Below are 18,112 nucleotides of genomic sequence, written 5' to 3' on the forward strand. Positions count from 1 at the left end.
AGGGATTCAAGCACTTTTCCATCTGGGGATAGTTATAGATATACACACAGTTAGATCAGGATCATCACTACATATTGTGGATCAAAAGATCCAAATACACTTTATCAACGCAATTCACAGCTTTATCCACAAATGGTTGGAATGTGTACACTTTTGAAAACCCTGATTATCCATGTGTCTAAGTTTGCCGTTGGATAGGTTACAATAGCGGCAGTATACCCAAGCAGCTTCAAATATGGATTTTATGCTGTACCACGGGTGCTGATTAGTACGTTAGGTTCGAGGTTGCTTGGGTATATTAATAAGACAATGAGAAAGTAAATGGATCAGTTTAAGCATATCGATGTACAAGGTGCGCAAGCGCTGCTCGAGCAGGGTGATGCGAAGCTTGTAGATATCCGTGACCCTCAATCGTTTGCCGTTGCGCATGCGGAGTCCGCGTATCACTTAACTAACGATACGATCGTTGCGTTTATGGATGAAGTGGAGTTCGAACAACCTATTCTAGTGATGTGTTACCACGGCATTAGTAGCCAAGGTGCGGCGCAATATTTGGTTAACCAAGGCTTTGAACAGGTGTACAGTGTAGATGGTGGCTTTGAAGCCTGGCATCGAGCAGAACTACCGATAGTGAGAAGTTAATGAAGAGATTGGTAACGTTAAATAATCCACGTATGGCGCAAGCCTTTATTGATTATATGGCCTCTCGCCAAATTGACATCGAAATGATGCCTGAAGGGGATGGGCAATTTGCGCTGTGGCTGACTGATAGCCAGCATGAAATAGAAGCGGAAGCCGAACTTAAGCTGTTCCTTGCTAACCCGTCTGATTCAAAATACAGCGCCGCCTCGTGGGACGTTGCCGATACTCGTAAGAGCACATTTCATTATTCCAGCCCGAGTATCATAAGCATGGTCAAAGCGAAAGCTGGCCCCATGACTTTGCTGATCATGACAGTCTGTATCATCATCTACTTGTTACAAATGTTTGGCTTTGGCAATGGCGTGTTTAAGTTGTTGCACTTCCCGGCTTTTGAGGGGCAACAATGGCAAGTGTGGCGATGGCTAAGTCATGCGTTACTGCACTTTTCAGTAACTCACATCGTGTTTAACTTACTATGGTGGTGGCAGTTGGGTGGCGACATCGAACGTCGTCTCGGTTCCGGTAAGCTATTGCAACTCTTTGTGGTGTCGGCAGCGCTTTCAGGGGCAGGCCAGTTCTATGTTGAAGGGGCTAACTTCGGCGGCTTGTCTGGCGTGGTCTATGCACTGCTTGGTTATTTGTGGATACTGGGTTACCGCTTGCCACATTTAGACCTTACGCTACCCAAGCCAATCATCGTCTTTATGTTGGTATGGTTAGTTCTTGGTTTTGTGCAGCCATTTATGGCGATTGCAAACACCGCTCACTTAGTTGGGCTACTGTCGGGGATGGCGATTGCGCTGTTTGATTCAGGCAAGATGAAATACCAACAGCAAGCCTAAAGCTGATGAAATGAAAAGACCGCTCAAGAGCGGTCTTTTTTTATGTTCAAAACGGATTTGGGTTTATTGATAAAGGTATTTTGTAAACAACAAATCGGCAATGATGGTTTTACCTGTTTCAGGCAAAAGCGTTTCGTTGAGGGTCGTCACTAAAGTTTTGCGCAGATCTTCTCGGCCAGAAAGGGACTTAATCGTATCTTCTGTTTGCTTACCCAATAATTCAATCACTGCATCGCGAATCAAAGGTTGGTGATGCTCAACAACTGATAAATCTTGTTGACTCATTACCATGATGTCGATGCGCACTTGCACATAACCTAACTTTTTGCCTTTGGTGTAAAAGTTAGTAGTGAGGTCAGGCTCTAGGGTAAAGTATGCCAACTTAGGTCCAGCTTCTTCCGTTTCAGCCCAACTTGGTGCGGCGAATAGTATGGTTAACGCAAAAATAATTTGGGCTATATAACGTTTGTACATATTTCTAACTTTTCTTTCTCTGGATCGCGATATTCGAATCGCTTCAGTCTTGATACAATGGGCCGTCTATAACAAATAACGGAACTTACGGTTACATACATTACTATGGACGGTAAGTTGTTGCTTTATTGTACGCATAAAGCCTCCAATTGAATACTAGTATGAATCAGCCAACATCACTCTATCTTGCTTCTTTATTGGAAGTAGAGTGGCAAAACCCCGAAGAATTCGAATTTCCAAATGAATTTGCCAAGCACTGGCTTGAAGAGCAAGGGTCTTTGTCACGTCGTTTAAAACAGCACTGCCAAGCGTTAACGGTAGAATTGCTACAAAATCAGATCGTCACTGCAGCGACATTAAAACAGGACGAAAGCCAGTTATTGTCCGAACAAGATTGCTTACTGAGAGAGGTAATTTTGTGCGGTGACAATAACAACTGGGTTATTGGGCGGACATTGATTCCTCGTTCAACCTTAGTTGATCAGCAGTATGATTTGGCTCAACAAGGGGATATCCCATTAGGACTAACTGTGTTCAGCGCAGATAACGTTGAGCGGGACTCTTTGCAAATGGGATGGGTAGCCGTACCAGAAGGACGTTTGTTAGCGCGACGCTCAAGGTTGTGGATGAATCACAAACCGATGCTAGTCGCCGAGTTATTCTTATCTAATTCACCAGTTTACGCTAAGGAGACAGTGTAAATGTCCGCAGAAAAAGCCAAAGCATGTTGGCAACTGATGCGCATGGATCGCCCGATCGGTTCACTGTTACTGATGTGGCCAACTATTTGGGCGCTAATTATCTCAGCCCAAGGGATGCCGAGTTGGGATGTATTTATCGTGTTTGTATTGGGTGTATTCCTAATGCGTAGTGCGGGGTGCGTGATTAATGATTTTGCAGATCGCAAAGTCGACGGCCATGTAAAGCGTACTAAGCAACGTCCACTGCCATCAGGGAAAGTGACAGCAAAAGAAGCGATTGGATTATTTTTGGTTTTGGGTATCAGCTCGTTTTTGTTAGTGCTGACCATGAACCCGCTGACGATTCAGCTATCCTTCGCTGGTATTGTGTTGGCGTTCATCTATCCATTTATGAAGCGTTACACTCATATTCCACAGCTATTTTTAGGCTTGGCTTTTAGCTGGGCGATTCCAATGGCTTGGGCTGCACAAACTGGGGAATTACCATTGATTGTTTGGTTTTTGTTCCTCATTAACGCTTTGTGGACCATTGCGTACGACACTCAATATGCGATGGTAGACCGAGATGATGATCTAAAGATTGGCATTAAATCGACGGCAATTCTGTTTGGTCGTCATGACAAGCTTATTATTGGTGTGTTGCAACTGATTACACTCGCGATGTTGGTTTGGTTAGGGCAGTTCTATCAATTGGGACAAAGTTACTACTGGACCCTTTTGATTGCAGCGTCGTTGTTTGTTTATCAGCAGCACTTAATTCGTCACCGTGAGCGTGAGTTGTGCTTTAAGGCTTTCCTTAACAACAATTATGTTGGCATGGTGATAGCGATAGGGTTACTGGTCGCATTTTGGTAAGCGAAGAAATAGAAAAAGGCATCCGATTGGATGCCTTTTTCTTATTGAAAGAAGATAAAACGGTTACGACCGAAGTTGGTGAATACTCTCTTCGATCGTCAGTTTCACTTCTGGATAAAGCAGAGTGAACAGTAGCCGTGCAAATTGCTGCGTTTTCTTCGTGTCACAGTTACCATCGTTATCGAGGTATTTTTGCTGTTTGAGCGTATTGAACATCGCGGTAAACACACCTTTATCGAAGAATTCTGGCGCATTAATACCGTGCAGACGCCCTAGGCGCTGAGCAATATCTTGGCTCTTCTGCTCTAGGTCCGATTTACCCAGCTCAGGGTAAGCAACAAGCAAGTTCATCGCGATAGAGTAGCGTTGCAGCGTTTCAGTTATCGTACGACCTAACAGAACCAAAGGCTGGTTGTTCGATTGATTGATTTCCAGCTTATCACCATCAAGACTAATCATTTTCTGATCGGCAAATTCATGCAGTGTTTTAACGACCAATTCATCCAACTCGTCTTCTTGGTAACTTAAGAACAGCTCTTTCTTCAAGAATGGGTAGATTTGCGCGACATTAGCTTGAATCTTGGCTACCGAAAGGTTGCGCTGACGAATGAGCATTTGGGCAATTAATGACGGCAGAGCGAACAAGTGGATGATGTTGTTGCGATAGTAGGTCATCAGGATCGATTGGCTACGGTCCAGCGAAATGATGTCACCCATGCTATCGGTTTCAATCACGAACTTATCAAGCGAAATTGCATGATCGACCAACTCCTCAGCACTTTCGGTAGGGATAGTGGAGGTACTTGAGTACGGATTATTTTTGAGTAGCTTTAAGTAACACTCGATCTGATTGATCAGCGAGTCACGAGAAAGTGCACGTTGACGAGAAGCAAGCAGTGCGGTTGCACACAAGGTCAACGCGTTTGCTGCCGCCGCATCGTTGATGTGCGTCATCATCTTATTAGCAAGGTCGTTGACCACAGGATTCATCCATTGTGGTTTGTTACCACCCATGCTGTCGATGTCTTTCGTCCACTCAGGAGCATGCTCATTCAAGTATTGGTTGAGCTGAATTGGCTCACCGAAGTTCACATAGCCCAAACCAAAGTTACGCAGTTTACGCAGAGTACGCAGTACAAGCCCTGCGTTTTCTTTCTCTTTGCGTTTGCCACGCAGCTCTTTCGCGTAAGTGCCCACTTCCATCACGTGCTCGTAGCCGATGTAGACCGGCACTAGCGTTACTGGGCGGTTTAGACCACGTAGCATTGCTTGGATGGTCATAGCCAGCATACCCGTTTTCGCTTGCAGTAAGCGACCTGTACGTGAACGACCACCCTCACTGAAGTACTCGACTGAATAGCCTTTGGCAAACAGCTCAGCTAGATACTCACGGAAAATGGTTGAGTACAGTTTGTTGCCTTTAAAACTACGACGAATAAAGAACGCCCCACCACGACGGAAAAGCGGACCGGCCGGGAAGAAGTTCAAGTTAATGCCTGCCGCAATGTGCGGAGGCACCATGCCTTCATGGTATAAAACATAAGACAACAGCAGGTAGTCCATGTGACTACGGTGACACGGAACGTACACAATTTCGTGGCCGTCTTGCGCTAAACGACGCACAGTCGAGGCGTTATTGATGTGCAAACCTTGGTATAGTTTTGTCCATAACCAACTCAGGATGCGGTCGCCGTTTTTCACCAGACTGTAGGAGAAGTCGGCGGCGATTTCATCCATGATGTCGTGGGCTTCTTTACGTGCCTTATCAATCGAGATGTTTTTGCTCTTGGCTTCGTCAGCAATCGCCAGTTCAATAGCTGGAGATTTTAGTAAACGAGCAAACAACACTTGGCGTTGTGGCAAGTTTGGGCCTGAAGCAGCCAGTTTCTGGCGTGAGAAGTGGATACGCGCCACGCGAGCCAGTTTGTGCGCAATTGCGCTGTCGGTACCGTGAGAGTCTGCCATATAACGCAGAGATACCACGGGACTAAAGCGAACTAAGCAGTCGCGTCCCGCCGCCATTACCGCTTTGGCTTTTTGCGGACCATTCATCGGTTGAAGGTAAGGCTTTTGGTTCTCTTCTTTACCTGGCTTACGCCCCCAAAGCACGGTTGCAGGGATCATTTGAACATCCAACTCACTATCCAGCTTGTGCAGTTCCAGTAAGTCAGTGAACAGAGAGACAGAATCGGTTGGGACATCATTATCGTTGTTCATCACAGTTGGACGCGCAGCGATAAAGACGAAACGGTTCAGCGTTTTGCCATTGATTTCCAGAGGGCTGAGCGGGTCGGGTAGACCAAGGCTCATGGCTTGTTTTTGCAGTGTCAGCAAATCCACGTTCGAGCGGAACGGCAGGGCATATACAATCGGTTTAGTTAGGTCGATGTTCAGATCTTCAATCGGGTTCGACGGGATTGCGGTGCCCTTTACCAGTACCGATAAAGGTAGTTTTAGTAATGAACGTGAAAATGATTGTCCAGAAGACATAAAGTTCACAGCCTCAATAGGTATTCAAACAGGCCTAACCTTATTTCAGTTTCCGCTTTGCATGTCTTCTCTATAAAAAGAGATGAGTACGGCAATAGAAATAAGCCTAGGCGATAAAATTTAAGCGCTGCAAGGATACCAGAAACTGGTCAAACCTTTTAATTTTATTGGCTGTAAATTAGTCGAACCCCTAAGTTATTGCTTTGACTTGATTAACTGAAAAGTCGGTGTTTTAAACGAATAAAGAATGAACTTAATTGGTAAGCTGAAAGCTCCCCACAAATAAATTAAAAAACAACCAATTGGGTTTTCATTTGAGCATTTACTGGATATACTCACAGTTAACTGTATAAAAAGACAGGTGAGACATGAAGCCGTTAACGCCACGCCAACAACAAGTCTTCGATTTGATTAAAAGTAAAATCGACGACACCGGAATGCCACCAACTCGTGCAGAGATTGCGCGTGAGCTTGGCTTCCGCTCTGCGAATGCCGCAGAGGAACACCTAAAAGCGCTTGCTCGTAAGCAAGCAATTGAAATTATTCCAGGCGCTTCTCGTGGGATTCGTATCCTGCTTGAAGACGCAGCCAATGATGAGCAGGGTTTGCCTTTGATTGGTCAAGTCGCAGCGGGTGAGCCAATTCTGGCTCAAGAGCACGTAGAGGCGCACTACCAAGTCGATCCTGCGATGTTCAAACCGCAAGCGGATTTCTTACTTCGTGTAAATGGCGAGAGTATGAAAGACATCGGGATTATGGATGGCGATTTGCTCGCGGTGCATAAAACCCAAGATGTGAGAGACGGTCAAGTTGTCGTTGCGCGTGTTGATGATGATGTGACTGTGAAGCGTTTGGAGCGCAAAGGTTCAACCATATTACTGCATGCTGAGAATGAAGAGTTTGCCCCAATCCAAGTGGACTTAACGTCTCAGCACCTTACGATTGAAGGCTTAGCCGTTGGTATTATTCGCAATACCGATTGGATGTAAGTGTGTTTAAGCAGCCCAGTTCATCTGGGCTGTTTTGTCTTTTCTCTTTTTCTACTTCCTCCAAAAGCTTGCTCATCATCTTGACCTTGTTTGTTTTGACCAATTTATAAGCTTGATAATGTAATTGATATTCATTATCATCTTTATTAATGTCTATGTTTTCTCTCTGGCGCAGGAAATGCCCATGTCTCAGTCTAAACATCAAGTTCCTAACCATTTATTAAAGCCACTGTTATTGCGTAGCCGTGAAAGCATGGTCGACAATGGCTTGGTGTACGATCCGATAGCTGCTAAAGCGTGTTTGAGCTGTAAGATGGCGCCGGATTGTTTGAGTGGTGATATTGCGCAGAAGCAATTGCTGCACGTGACGCTGACTCAGCTTTGTGACCAGCAGGTTAGTCACTTCTTACAGCAGTATCCCGATGCTTGGATAATCAATGTCGGAGCGGGGTTGGATACCCGCTTTTATCGTTTGGATAATGGACGCTGCCATTGGATAGAGCTGGATGTGACGGAAAATTTGGTATGGCGTCAGCGTTTGTTCCACAAAAATGAACGTTATGAACATCGCTGTGGCAGTGTGGATGAAATGTCGTGGCTAGAGACGTTAGCCATTCCAGAGCAAGCACCGGTACTCATTTTATGTGAAATGGCACTGCTCGATTGCACAGAGCGTCAAGTCGCGAAATTTATTCAAACCTTAGGTCGACATTTTGTTTCTGCTGAACTGTGTATGGTGCTGGCAGGAGATTTAACGGAAACCAAGTGGGGACAAAAGCTTGGCTCTGATCGTTATGCTCATGGCTTTGAAGCGCCTGCAGCACAGATATTGCAATGGTTACCATGGGCACAGTGGGTGAAAGCTTTCTCGCCATTCGATAGATTCTGTTCTCGTTGGAAAGCTTGGCAGCGTTGGCTTAATAAGATTCCAATGTTGAAGCATCGCCTCACGCCAGTACTCGTTCATATCAAGTGGTAATTGGCTAGTCGTTAAGCGCTCAGGTACACTCGTCGATCTTACTGATGAGGTGCCTGTGACAAATTCAATCTTCTCTCCTTTATCTAACCCAAAAGTTCATCGCCAAGTCTTAGCTTTAGCTATACCTATGGTGCTGTCGAATATTACTGTTCCATTGCTCGGTTTGGTCGATGCTGCGGTGATTGGTCATCTAGACCACGCTTGGTATTTGGGTGGTGTTGCGTTGGGCAGCACCATGATCAGCGTGACGTTTTGGCTGCTTGGTTTTTTGCGTATGTCGACTACTGGGTTGGCGGCGCAGTCCTATGGCGGTGAAGACCGAAAGCAACTTGCCTTGGTGTTTATGCAAGGCTCACTTATGGCGCTGCTGTTTGCGTTAGTCTTCCTTATTGCCCATACCCCGATAGCTGATTTGATCTTTGGTTGGAGTGACGCCAGCGCAGAGGTAAAACACTACGGTATGCAATATTTCTCTATCCGTGTGTGGAGTGCCCCCGCTGCGCTAATGAACTTTGTGTTGTTGGGGTGGCTGCTCGGGACGCAAAATTCCAAAGCACCAATGTGGATGGTGATCATCACCAACGTGACTAATATTGCCCTCGATTTGTTGTTTGTGATTGGTTTGGGGTGGAAAGTAGAAGGCGCTGCGCTGGCATCGGTGATTGCTGACTACTCTGGCATGGGTTTTGGTCTCATGTGTGTCTGGAAAACCTGGCGAGAGAGGCAATTACCATCACCTCAAAAGTTGCTAGCCAGCACTCAACACGGTTTAGGGCGCTTCGTGAAATTGAATCGCGATATTTTCTTACGCTCTTTGTGTCTGCAAGCGGCTTTTAGCTTTATGACGTTCCAAGGCGCGAGCTTTGGTGATGAGGTTGTCGCTGCAAATGCGGTTCTGATGAGCTTCCTGATGATTATCTCGTATGGCATGGATGGCTTTGCTTATGCGATGGAGGCCATGGTCGGGAAGGCGATTGGTGCCAAAGATAGGCAACAATTGAGTGCATCGCTTGTCGGCACTTTCTTTTGGAGTTTGGTTATTTGCTTAGGACTGACCGCGCTCTTTGGTTTGGCGGGATCGCAGTTGATCGCCATGATCACTTCAATTGAGGCGGTACAACAGCAAGCAGCGGTGTATCTACCTTGGCTGGTGGTGATGCCACTTGCGTCGATGTGGTGCTTTCTATTGGATGGCATTTTTGTCGGTGCAACCAAAGGCAAAGACATGCGCAATAGTATGTTTGTCGCGACCAGCAGTTTCTTTGTTGTCTTTTACTTGTTCGCCGAGTGGGAAAATCACGCGCTGTGGTTTGCAATGACGAGCTTTATGTTGATGCGGGGTATTGGTTTAGGGGTTATCTTTCTCTACCAATGGCACAAGGATACCTTCCTAACACAATGTTGATATAAAAACAGCAGGTCCAAGCCTGCTGTTTTTCTGTCTGCTATCAAGAAGCATAGATTAGAACAAGCGGTTCAAACCATTCAACGCAGCGACACGATACGCTTCGGCCATTGTTGGATAGTTGAAGGTGGTATTGACGAAATACTCGATGGTATTCGCTGAGCCTTTTTGCTCCATAATGGCTTGACCGATGTGGATAATTTCCGCGGCACGTTCGCCAAAACAGTGAATCCCTAAAATTTCTTTGGTTTCACGATGGAACAATATCTTCAAGCTACCGATGTCTTTTCCTGCGATCTGTGCACGAGCTAGATGCTTGAACGAAGAGCGTCCTACTTCATACGGTACTTTCGCAGCTGTTAGCTCTTGCTCGGTTTTACCCACAGAGCTAATCTCTGGGATGGTGTAGATACCCGTTGGAATATCATCAATCAGATAGTTTTCTGCCTGACCTTTCGTAATGGCTTGTGCGACAAATCGCCCTTGGTCATAAGCGGCGCTTGCAAGGCTAGGGTAACCGATGACATCGCCTACAGCGTAAATGTGTTCAATATCGGTTTGGTAGTTACGGTTTACTTTTAGTTGTCCGCGAGAGTCCGCTTCCAGACCCACTGCACCCAAATTCAACTTATCGGTGTTACCTGTTCGACCATTCGCATACAACAAGCAGTCAGCCTTCATCTTCTTGCCAGATTGTAGGTGAATAATCACACCATCTTCTGTGCCTTCGATTTTTTCATAGGTCTCATCATTACGAATTACCACACCGCTGTTCCAGAAGTGGTAAGACAGCGCATCTGACACTTCGTTATCCAAAAACTCCAACAAGCGGTCGCGGGTATTGATAAGGTCGGTTTTCACTCCAAGGCCGCGGAAGATAGAAGCGTATTCACAACCGATAACGCCCGCACCGTAAATGATGATATGGCGAGGGTCGTGTTTCAGGCTCAAAATGGAATCACTGTCGTAGATGCGCTCATGCAAGAAATCTACGTCGTTAGGCTGATACGGGCGAGAACCCGTCGCGATGACAAACTTATCCGCAGAATAGATTTCTTCTGTACCGTCGCTTTGCATCACTGCAATTGAGTAGTTATCGATAAATCGCGCGGTTCCGAACAAAAGTGTGCATGAGTTACGGTCATAAAAGCCCTGACGAAGTCGAGTTTGCTTATCAATGACCGATTTAGCATGACCTAAAATGTCAGAAAATGTTGCATGAACGCTGGTGTTGTTTCGACAAAATAGCGGGTTGCTATTAAATTCGATGATGCGGCTAACGGCATGACGCAGTGCTTTTGATGGAATGGTACCCCAGTGAGTACAACCGCCGCCGACACTGCTTTCTTTCTCGACAATGGCAACATTCAGTCCCGCTTTGGTTAATCCCATTGCAGCCCCTTCTCCGCCAGGGCCACTACCGATTACGATCACGTCATAGTGATTAACATGCGCCATGATGCCTTCCTTGTTATATTTGCTTAACATTGCTTTAGCGCGATTTTAACTCATTTACTCTATTGGTACACGTAATGCCTGTTAGAGAGTGGAAGTGATCACGCAGAATCGAACAAAAGGATGATTTGGTATGTTGTATGTCTATAAATTGCATCGAGAACATTGCAATTAGATGCATGCCAATAGTAACGTTCTCCGCGCTCAGAGCGAGCGAAGCAACATATCTTTCTCCGTAGGAGCAAATTGCGTTATATTGAGGCTCTTGTACCCTACAGAAAAAGAGCAAGTTAAGAATGAAATCGATGGGAATCCGCGCACAGCAAAAAGAGAAGACACGTCGATCATTGATCGATGCGGCATTTAGTCAATTAAGTGCGGATCGCAGCTTTTCCAGCCTTAGCTTGCGAGAAGTCGCCCGAGAGGCAGGGATTGCACCGACTTCTTTTTACCGTCACTTCAAAGATATGGATGAGCTAGGCTTAACCATGGTTGATGAAGGCGGTTTGCTACTACGTCAACTGATGCGTCAGGCGCGTCAACGTATTGTGAAAGAAGGTAGCGTAATTCGTACCTCGGTCGAAACCTTTATGGAATTCATTGAAAGTAGTCCGAACGTTTTTCGTTTGTTGTTGCGTGAGCGCTCCGGCACTTCTGCTGAATTTCGTACCGCTGTTGCTCGAGAAATCCAGCATTTTGCGGCAGAATTAACCGAGTATTTAATGAGCACCGGCGTGACCAGAGAAGAGGCGTATACTCAAGCAGAAGCGTCTGTGACTTTGGTTTTCAGTTCGGGAGCTGAAGCTTTAGATTTAGATCGACGTGAGCGCGATGAACTCGCCGAGCGATTGATCATGCAATTGCGAATGATAGCCAAAGGGGCCTATTGGTATCGCAAAGAACGTGAACGTAACCGATTAAAAGGCGGGATAGAATAATGTCGAATGGAAATAAATCTGAAAAGAAAACGCTGATTTTGGCACTGGTTGCAGGTATGTGTGGTGATGCTTTGTTGTCATGGTTGACCATGAGTGAAGTATCGTTTTCAATCTTCCCATTGATTGCACTCGTACTGGCTGTACAAGCTCTTTACCAAGAGTACCTAAATAATCCGGTATCAGAAGATATCCCATTAGTTGGCTTGGCGTGTTTCTTCGTAGGTGCGTTTGGTCACTCTGCGTTTATTAAAGCGCAATACCCAGAAGCAGGCTCAAACTTCTTCGCGATCATGGTTTCAATGATCTTACTCGCATGGATTGGTAAGAAGCTAGGTTTTGTCAGCAAGAAGACTTCTGCGGAATAAGCAAAACGAATCAAATTAAAAAGCGAGCCATTGAGCTCGCTTTTTGTATTTGACGCCGTGGGTTACGCTTTGCGTTCCAATAGCACGCCCGCTTCCATATGGTGGGTATAAGGGAATTGGTCAAACAGAGCAAAACGCGTCACGTTGTGTGTTTCGCATAGAATGTCCAAGTTCTCTTTTAGAGTTTCAGGGTTACAAGAGATGTACATGATGCGCTCGTAACCTTGCACCATTTTACAAGTATCGACATCCATCCCAGCACGTGGTGGATCGACAAAAATCGTGTTGCAGTTGTAGCTCTTCAGATCCACACCTGCATCTTGTAGACGACGGAATTCACGCTTACCTTCGATCGCTTGGGTAAATTCCTCTGCTGATAGACGTAAGATTTGTACGTTATCAATCTCGTTTGCTGCAATGTTGTACTGTGCAGATACAACCGATGGTTTAGCTAGCTCAGTTGCCAGTACGCGGTCGAAATTCTGTGCCAACGCCAGCGAGAAGTTACCGTTACCACAGTAAAGTTCTAGTAGGTCGCCAGTGCTTTCTTGGGTGCAGTCGACCGCCCATTCCAGCATCTTCTCTGCGACTTTGCCGTTTGGCTGAGTGAAGCTGTTCTCAACTTGTTGGTAGATGTAGCTCTGACCATTTACATCGAGCTTCTCGATAACGTAGTCTCGGTCTAGGACAATCTTCATCTTACGAGCGCGACCAATGATGTTTAGGTTAAAGCCTTCATCATTTAAACGCTGTTTAAGGGCTTTCGCGTTTTCAATCCACTCTTCATCAAGTTGGCGATGGTAAAGGAGTGAAACCAGAATCTCACCACTTAGCGTCGATAGGAAATCCACTTGGAACAGTTTACGGCGTAGTGAGTCGTTGTCTTTCATCGCTTCAACCAATAGCGGCATCAGGTCGTTGATCAGACGGCTTGCTGCAGGGAATTGGTCAACACGGTATTTCTCACGAGTTTCTTGGTTGAACATGATGTAGTAAAGATCTTCGCCTTCATGCCAAACACGGAACTCAGCACGCATACGGTAGTGCTGCTCTGGTGATTCAAACACTTCCAGTTCTGGCACGTTGTATGGCGCGAACATATCAGTGAGACGTTCGACTTTTTCAGCCAGTTGTTCTTGGTAGCGTTGTGGGTTTACATCAAGAGTAGCCATGATCTTACCTTTTATGGTGCATTCAATTTAAGAGCGCAGATTTTATTCAATCTCAATAGGATGTCCAGTTTTGTACTGGAATTGATTTAAAGATAGTGCGTACAGGCAGAGTAGAAAGCAAAATCAATCAAAACGTTACAACTTCTAAGGGCAATATTGGCTGGACAAATAATCAATAGCTGAATAATATTTGCCTCAAGTTGGTGCTATCTAGCAATCTAGATGGCTGAAATGGGAATCTGGTGTGAATCCAGAACTGACGCGCAGCGGTAAAAGAGAACGAACGCTCATCAGACACTGCATTAGTTTATGTGGGAAGTCGAGCAAGTAGGCGGTACACCCGTGCTCTTGAGTCCGAATACCTGCCAACAACTGAGCCACAGCACTGGACTGTCATGATGACAGGGCTCGGAAGGAATTACGCGATTTAGGACAATACAATGAGAAAATCCGCACTGGCGATCACTTTGGCATCGCTGCTTTCACCTGTCTCTTATCTACAGGCCCAAGAAACCTCCACTGACGAAACCATCGTTGTTACTGCAAACCGTTTTGAGCAAGCCGAAAGCCGTACGTTGGCAGATGTCGAAGTAGTTACTCGACAAGACATCGATCGCATTCAAGCGAAAACCCTACCAGATGTATTGCGTCGCCTTACGGGGATTCAAGTTTCACAAAATGGTGGTCGTGGTCAGTTAGCGTCTTTATTTGTTCGTGGAACCAGTTCCGACCAAGTTTTAGTACTGGTTGATGGCGTACGTTTTGCACGAGCAGCGAAGGGCGCTGTGGACTTTAACCAAATCCCACTTACTTACGTTCAACGTATTGAGTACGTACGTGGTGCGCGTGCGTCACTTTATGGCTCAGAAGCGATTGGTGGCGTGATCAATATCATCACCATTGCGCGTGCTGACGAAGAAGGAACGAAGTTAAGTGCGGGTTTAGGTAGTTTAGATTATCAAGAATTGAGTGTGGCATCTGGTATTAAAGTCACAGAGAGCGGCCAGCTAAATATCGCGCTTGGTAGTGAAAGTGATGATGGTTATAACGTTCGTCCTGTACCGGGAGTTAATGACGGTGATCGCCATGGCTTTGATACAAAGAATGGTCTGCTAGGTTACGTGCATAACTTCAATGACCAGTGGTCTGCATTTGGTAACCTACGTGCTTACGAAAATGTTTATCAATATGACAGCAGCTACGGCAGTCGCGGTTACTACGAAGCAGAAAAAGATGATCTTTCTGTCACTCTGGGCGGTAAGTATCAGTCTGATAATGTGATGTCAGAACTACAAGTAACGGCACAGAAACAGAAGTCTTGGAACTATGAGCAAGCAAAAGGCAAACACTCAGGTACTGAAGATGAACTTGAGCAGCAAAATGTCCAGTGGACCAACAGTTACTTGCTAAACAACAATACGACGTTGGCTGGTGGTATTGATTGGCGCAACGAGTCTTATAAAGACAAGAGTGCGAATAAAACGTTTGATCGTACCAATGGCGCTCTGTTTGGTATGGCAACCACCAGTATTGATAAAGCAATGCTTGAGGGCAGTGCTCGCCTTGATGATAACGAAGAATACGGTAGTGAGTTCACTTACAGCTTAGCGGCTGGTTACCAGTTTGTGCCAGAGTTTGGGGTTAAAGCTTCTTTTGGTACTGCGTTTAAGGCTCCAAACCTATATCAACAGTATGACCCAACATACGGTGAGAAAGATCTTAAGCCGGAAGAGTCAGATGCTTGGGAGCTAGCATTCAGCGGTGATGTCCAAGGCGTTTTTTGGTCCGTAACGGGTTATGACTATAAAATCACGAATCTTATCGATTACCATCCAACCACATACAAATATTTGAATGTCGATGGTGAAACACATATCCAAGGTGTGGAGCTTGTTGCTGAGTTTGATACAGGGATTGTGCAGCACCAGTTGAGTGCAGATTACAAAGATGCTGAAGACGATAAAGGGCATCAGTTGCAGCGCCGCGCTAAAGAAATGTATAAGTGGAATGCTTTAGTGAGCTTCGATAAAGTGGATTGGTCGGTTAGCTATCAGTACGTCGGTAAGCGTCCAGATGTGGATTACAGCACTTGGCCTTCACAAGATATCACGCTTTCTTCTTACTCGTTGGTTGATACGGCAGTGACTTACTATCCGAATGAGTCGACCTCTATTAGCGCTCGTATCGATAATCTACTTGATGAAGAGTATGAGATGGCAAAAGGTTACCCCGCTGCAGAGCGAGCGTACTATATCAACGTTGGCTACGAATTCTAATCGTGAATGAGCACAAACCGCCTTCGGGCGGTTTTTAATATTTTGTGGTGGAAAATCGAATGAAGAAACCCAAGCGAGTGGTGATCAGTTGGTCCAGTGGTAAAGATTCGACATTAACGCTTGAGCGCCTTAACGAGAATCCAAATTATCAAGTTGTCGGTTTGTACACGACTTACGTAGGGAAAGAAGTCCCTTTCCAAGCAACTCCGCTTGAAGTCGTACAAATGCAAGCAGACTTACTTGCGCTTCCGCTCATTACTATCGAGCTACCTGAAATCTTTCCAAGTAACGACATTTATCAATCGACCATCGTTAATGTATTACAAAGTAGTGGTCTGAACATAGAAGCTGTCGCATTTGGTGATATGTTTTGTAATGGCATTGCCGATTACCGACGCAGCTATATTGAACCTGTTGGCTGGGAATGCGTCTTTCCTCTATTAGGGGACAGCAGCGAAAAACTAGCGATGGAAATCATAGAGCGTGGTATTCAAACTATGTTAATCACCATCGACGGAAGAGTTCTCCCTCCAGAATGGTGTGGTCGCTGGTATGACAAAGCCCTAATAGAGTCATTACCAAGTCAAATTGATCCCTGTGGGGAAAATGGTGAATTTCACACATTGGTCACGTCTTCGCCATCTTTTCAAGGACATATCGAGTTGACGAAGCGAGATGTAGAATCTGGAGATAGATTCAGCCATCAAAGATACCATGCTAAAGCATTGCCAAAACAAATCTACGCAGTATGATCGCAACGTTTCTGTTCTTTAGGTAAGGCTCGTGCGAGTAGCAAGTAAGAAAAAAGTCCTAGTTTTTGACTCCGGTGTTGGTGGCCTTTCTGTATTCCAAGAGATACATCGCCTATTGCCCCAGCTAGACTACTTATACTTATTCGATAATCAGGCTTACCCTTATGGTGAACTCGATCAGGCTGTACTCATTTCACGAGTTAACCAACTGGTCTCTTCATTAGTCGAAGAACACCAAGTCGACATTGTCGTCATTGCTTGCAACACGGCGAGCACCATAGTGCTTCCTTCCTTACGCGAAAATTTATCGATTCCCGTTGTTGGTGTTGTCCCTGCGATTAAACCCGCATCGCTTTTAGCATCAAAAGGGGTAGGGCTGATCGCCACTCCGGCGACAGTAACACGCCAATATACTCACGAGTTAATACGGGACTTTGCGCAAGGCAAACCAGTTGAGCTGGTGGGATCAACTCGCTTGGTAGATATGGCCGAAGAGAAGTTGCGAGGCAACAGCGTTTCTCTCGACGAACTGACAAATATCCTGCTTCCCCTTCGCGATAAAGTCGATGTTGCGGTGCTCGGTTGTACTCACTTCCCTTTAATCAAAGAGGAGATTCATCAAGCTTTGGGTGGGGACGTTACTTTAATTGATTCAGGCGCAGCGATTGCACGTCGAGTAAAAGCATTGCTATTAAGTGATGAAATTGAGGATACAGAAGAGGGAAGTAAATCGATTTATGCCAGTGCAACTCCTTGGCAGGAAGATGCACTGAACATTTGTTTAAAGAAGCTAGGTTTTAATCCTGTTCAGGTTTACCACCATCCGGATGTTTAGGATCGTTCGCAATTCTCACTTTTAGCGTTCTCTCCATATATTCCTTTTCATTAAGTTTAGCGATAGCTGGCTTGGCATCTGCCGCAGCCATCACTACAAAACCAAACCCTCTTCTTTTTCCAGTACGCTTATCTTTCATTAAGCGTACCGCATAGACCTGTCCATATTCAGCAAACAAATCGCGAACATGACTCTCATTGGCCTTATAAGGAAGGTTGCCGACATACAGCGTTTTAGTTGAAGGATCAGGATCCGAAGATTGAAGAACAGGTGTTTTGCTAGAAAATGAAAAAAGAAAAGCAGTAGCGATAACACCAATGAGGAAGCTCAAGGCTGGTGGGATGATGAATTGAGAGAAGATGATTCCCCCAACGATGGCCAGCCCAACACATAAAATCAGATTTTTTTTAGACGTCATTTTAATTACTACACATAGTGATAAAGAGATCGATTGTCCATTAACAGAATAGACACATGAATCTTACGTATATGGTTGGTGTTTTTCCAACCAATTGCTGTGATATGTCTCAAATGTGACGAAGAAATATGCAAATATCGCACTTTTGACTAATTTGTGACCGGTTGGTTTTTTATTTGCAAAAAACGCTTGTACTAATTTCTCAACCCCCTATACTGCGCATCCACCGACACGGAGTGAGACGAAAGTCACACAGCGAGTCGAGAAGAGAGAAAAAAGAATTTGAAAAAAATGCTTGACTCTCTCACGGTGTAAAGTAAGATACGCACCCCTAACGACGAGCAACTAAGTTGCTGAAAATGTTAGAAAAGCTCTTTAAAAATAAGAACCTATCAATCTGTGTGGGCACTCGTTGATGATAATCCAATTAGATACTTCGGTATCAAATTAGGTTTCAATGAAACGAAGTGACCATTGAATCGAAAGATTCAGCACAGTCAATTCAAACATTACTTTATGTAATG

The 18,112-nt window shown here is 45.3% G+C and carries 17 protein-coding genes and 1 riboswitch; of the genes, 12 read left to right on the top strand and 5 right to left on the bottom strand.

Annotated elements, in window-relative coordinates; all coding sequences use genetic code 11:
* Positions 1 to 321: 321 nt before the first annotated feature.
* Together glpE and glpG are read left to right on the top strand one after the other, a co-directional pair.
* A complete protein-coding gene (gene glpE / locus R7D93_RS22985) occupies positions 322 to 642 on the top strand; it encodes a thiosulfate sulfurtransferase GlpE (protein WP_005378691.1) in 321 nt (106 codons plus the stop codon).
* Entirely contained in the window at positions 642 to 1,484 is an 843-nt protein-coding gene (gene glpG, locus R7D93_RS22990; RefSeq protein WP_213973542.1) for a rhomboid family intramembrane serine protease GlpG, read from the top strand. Before glpE ends, glpG begins: the two co-directional genes overlap by 1 nt.
* Before the next feature lie 63 nt (positions 1,485 to 1,547).
* Here the strand turns inward: glpG and R7D93_RS22995 are convergent, their stop codons facing one another.
* Complete coding sequence (locus R7D93_RS22995; RefSeq protein ID WP_005378687.1) at positions 1,548 to 1,958, bottom strand: flagellar basal body-associated protein FliL; 411 nt, start codon at positions 1,956 to 1,958, stop codon at positions 1,548 to 1,550.
* A 161-nt stretch (positions 1,959 to 2,119) separates the two neighbouring features.
* Here R7D93_RS22995 and R7D93_RS23000 point away from each other — a divergent pair, with 161 nt between their 5' ends.
* Positions 2,120 to 2,659: a chorismate lyase gene (locus tag R7D93_RS23000; protein WP_005378686.1), complete on the top strand. Its 540-nt coding sequence runs from the start codon at positions 2,120 to 2,122 to the stop codon at positions 2,657 to 2,659.
* Positions 2,660 to 3,514 carry a 4-hydroxybenzoate octaprenyltransferase gene (gene ubiA, locus R7D93_RS23005; RefSeq protein ID WP_213973541.1) on the top strand — a complete coding sequence of 285 codons (855 nt, stop codon included), beginning with the start codon at positions 2,660 to 2,662 and terminating at the stop codon, positions 3,512 to 3,514.
* Between the two features lie 63 nt (positions 3,515 to 3,577).
* Here the strand turns inward: ubiA and plsB are convergent, their stop codons facing one another.
* The gene (gene plsB / locus R7D93_RS23010; RefSeq protein WP_033907264.1) at positions 3,578 to 6,004 is read right to left on the bottom strand and encodes a glycerol-3-phosphate 1-O-acyltransferase PlsB; all 2,427 of its coding nucleotides are present in this window, start codon (positions 6,002 to 6,004) and stop codon (positions 3,578 to 3,580) included.
* A gap of 368 nt (positions 6,005 to 6,372) precedes the next feature.
* On the opposite strand from plsB, the gene lexA reads away from it, so the two are divergent.
* The 3 genes from lexA to dinF all read left to right on the top strand — a co-directional run bounded on the left by lexA (position 6,373) and on the right by dinF (position 9,377).
* Positions 6,373 to 6,993, top strand: a complete 621-nt coding sequence (gene lexA, locus R7D93_RS23015; protein ID WP_005378682.1) for a transcriptional repressor LexA — start codon at positions 6,373 to 6,375, stop codon at positions 6,991 to 6,993.
* A 184-nt stretch (positions 6,994 to 7,177) separates the two neighbouring features.
* A complete protein-coding gene (locus R7D93_RS23020) occupies positions 7,178 to 7,972 on the top strand; it encodes a class I SAM-dependent methyltransferase (RefSeq protein ID WP_005378679.1) in 795 nt (264 codons plus the stop codon).
* A gap of 55 nt (positions 7,973 to 8,027) precedes the next feature.
* On the top strand, positions 8,028 to 9,377 hold the full coding sequence (gene dinF, locus R7D93_RS23025) for an MATE family efflux transporter DinF (protein WP_225497201.1): 1,350 nt from the start codon (positions 8,028 to 8,030) through the stop codon (positions 9,375 to 9,377).
* Positions 9,378 to 9,434: 57 nt separating this feature from the next.
* Here dinF and sthA read toward each other — a convergent pair whose 3' ends face one another.
* Positions 9,435 to 10,865 carry a Si-specific NAD(P)(+) transhydrogenase gene (gene sthA / locus R7D93_RS23030; RefSeq protein ID WP_005389689.1) on the bottom strand — a complete coding sequence of 477 codons (1,431 nt, stop codon included), beginning with the start codon at positions 10,863 to 10,865 and terminating at the stop codon, positions 9,435 to 9,437.
* Between the two features lie 263 nt (positions 10,866 to 11,128).
* Between sthA and fabR the strand changes: the two genes are divergently transcribed.
* Positions 11,129 to 11,770, top strand: a complete 642-nt coding sequence (fabR, locus tag R7D93_RS23035) for an HTH-type transcriptional repressor FabR (RefSeq protein WP_005378632.1) — start codon at positions 11,129 to 11,131, stop codon at positions 11,768 to 11,770.
* On the top strand, positions 11,770 to 12,135 hold the full coding sequence (locus R7D93_RS23040) for a YijD family membrane protein (protein ID WP_005378634.1): 366 nt from the start codon (positions 11,770 to 11,772) through the stop codon (positions 12,133 to 12,135). The genes fabR and R7D93_RS23040 overlap by 1 nt, the downstream gene beginning before the upstream one ends.
* A 62-nt stretch (positions 12,136 to 12,197) precedes the next feature.
* Here R7D93_RS23040 and trmA read toward each other — a convergent pair whose 3' ends face one another.
* Positions 12,198 to 13,307, bottom strand: a complete 1,110-nt coding sequence (gene trmA / locus R7D93_RS23045) for a tRNA (uridine(54)-C5)-methyltransferase TrmA (RefSeq protein WP_213868979.1) — start codon at positions 13,305 to 13,307, stop codon at positions 12,198 to 12,200.
* Between the two features lie 184 nt (positions 13,308 to 13,491).
* Positions 13,492 to 13,692: riboswitch (cobalamin riboswitch) on the top strand.
* A gap of 55 nt (positions 13,693 to 13,747) precedes the next feature.
* Here trmA and btuB point away from each other — a divergent pair.
* Genes btuB through murI form a run of 3 tightly spaced genes read left to right on the top strand, consistent with a single transcriptional unit; the run spans position 13,748 to position 17,170 of the window.
* Positions 13,748 to 15,583: a TonB-dependent vitamin B12 receptor gene (btuB, locus tag R7D93_RS23050; RefSeq protein ID WP_005378674.1), complete on the top strand. Its 1,836-nt coding sequence runs from the start codon at positions 13,748 to 13,750 to the stop codon at positions 15,581 to 15,583.
* Between the two features lie 59 nt (positions 15,584 to 15,642).
* Complete coding sequence (locus R7D93_RS23055; RefSeq protein ID WP_167415512.1) at positions 15,643 to 16,335, top strand: adenine nucleotide alpha hydrolase; 693 nt, start codon at positions 15,643 to 15,645, stop codon at positions 16,333 to 16,335.
* Positions 16,336 to 16,366: 31 nt separating this feature from the next.
* A complete protein-coding gene (murI, locus tag R7D93_RS23060) occupies positions 16,367 to 17,170 on the top strand; it encodes a glutamate racemase (RefSeq protein WP_005389694.1) in 804 nt (267 codons plus the stop codon).
* Here murI and R7D93_RS23065 read toward each other — a convergent pair.
* The gene (locus R7D93_RS23065; protein ID WP_017636066.1) at positions 17,133 to 17,588 is read right to left on the bottom strand and encodes an RNA-binding protein; all 456 of its coding nucleotides are present in this window, start codon (positions 17,586 to 17,588) and stop codon (positions 17,133 to 17,135) included. The two genes, murI and R7D93_RS23065, sit on opposite strands and share 38 nt — an antisense overlap.
* Positions 17,589 to 18,112: the final 524 nt, after the last annotated feature.

The organism is Vibrio sp. YT-15 (assembly GCF_033337445.1).
In the GTDB taxonomy this organism is placed as follows: domain Bacteria; phylum Pseudomonadota; class Gammaproteobacteria; order Enterobacterales; family Vibrionaceae; genus Vibrio; species Vibrio alginolyticus.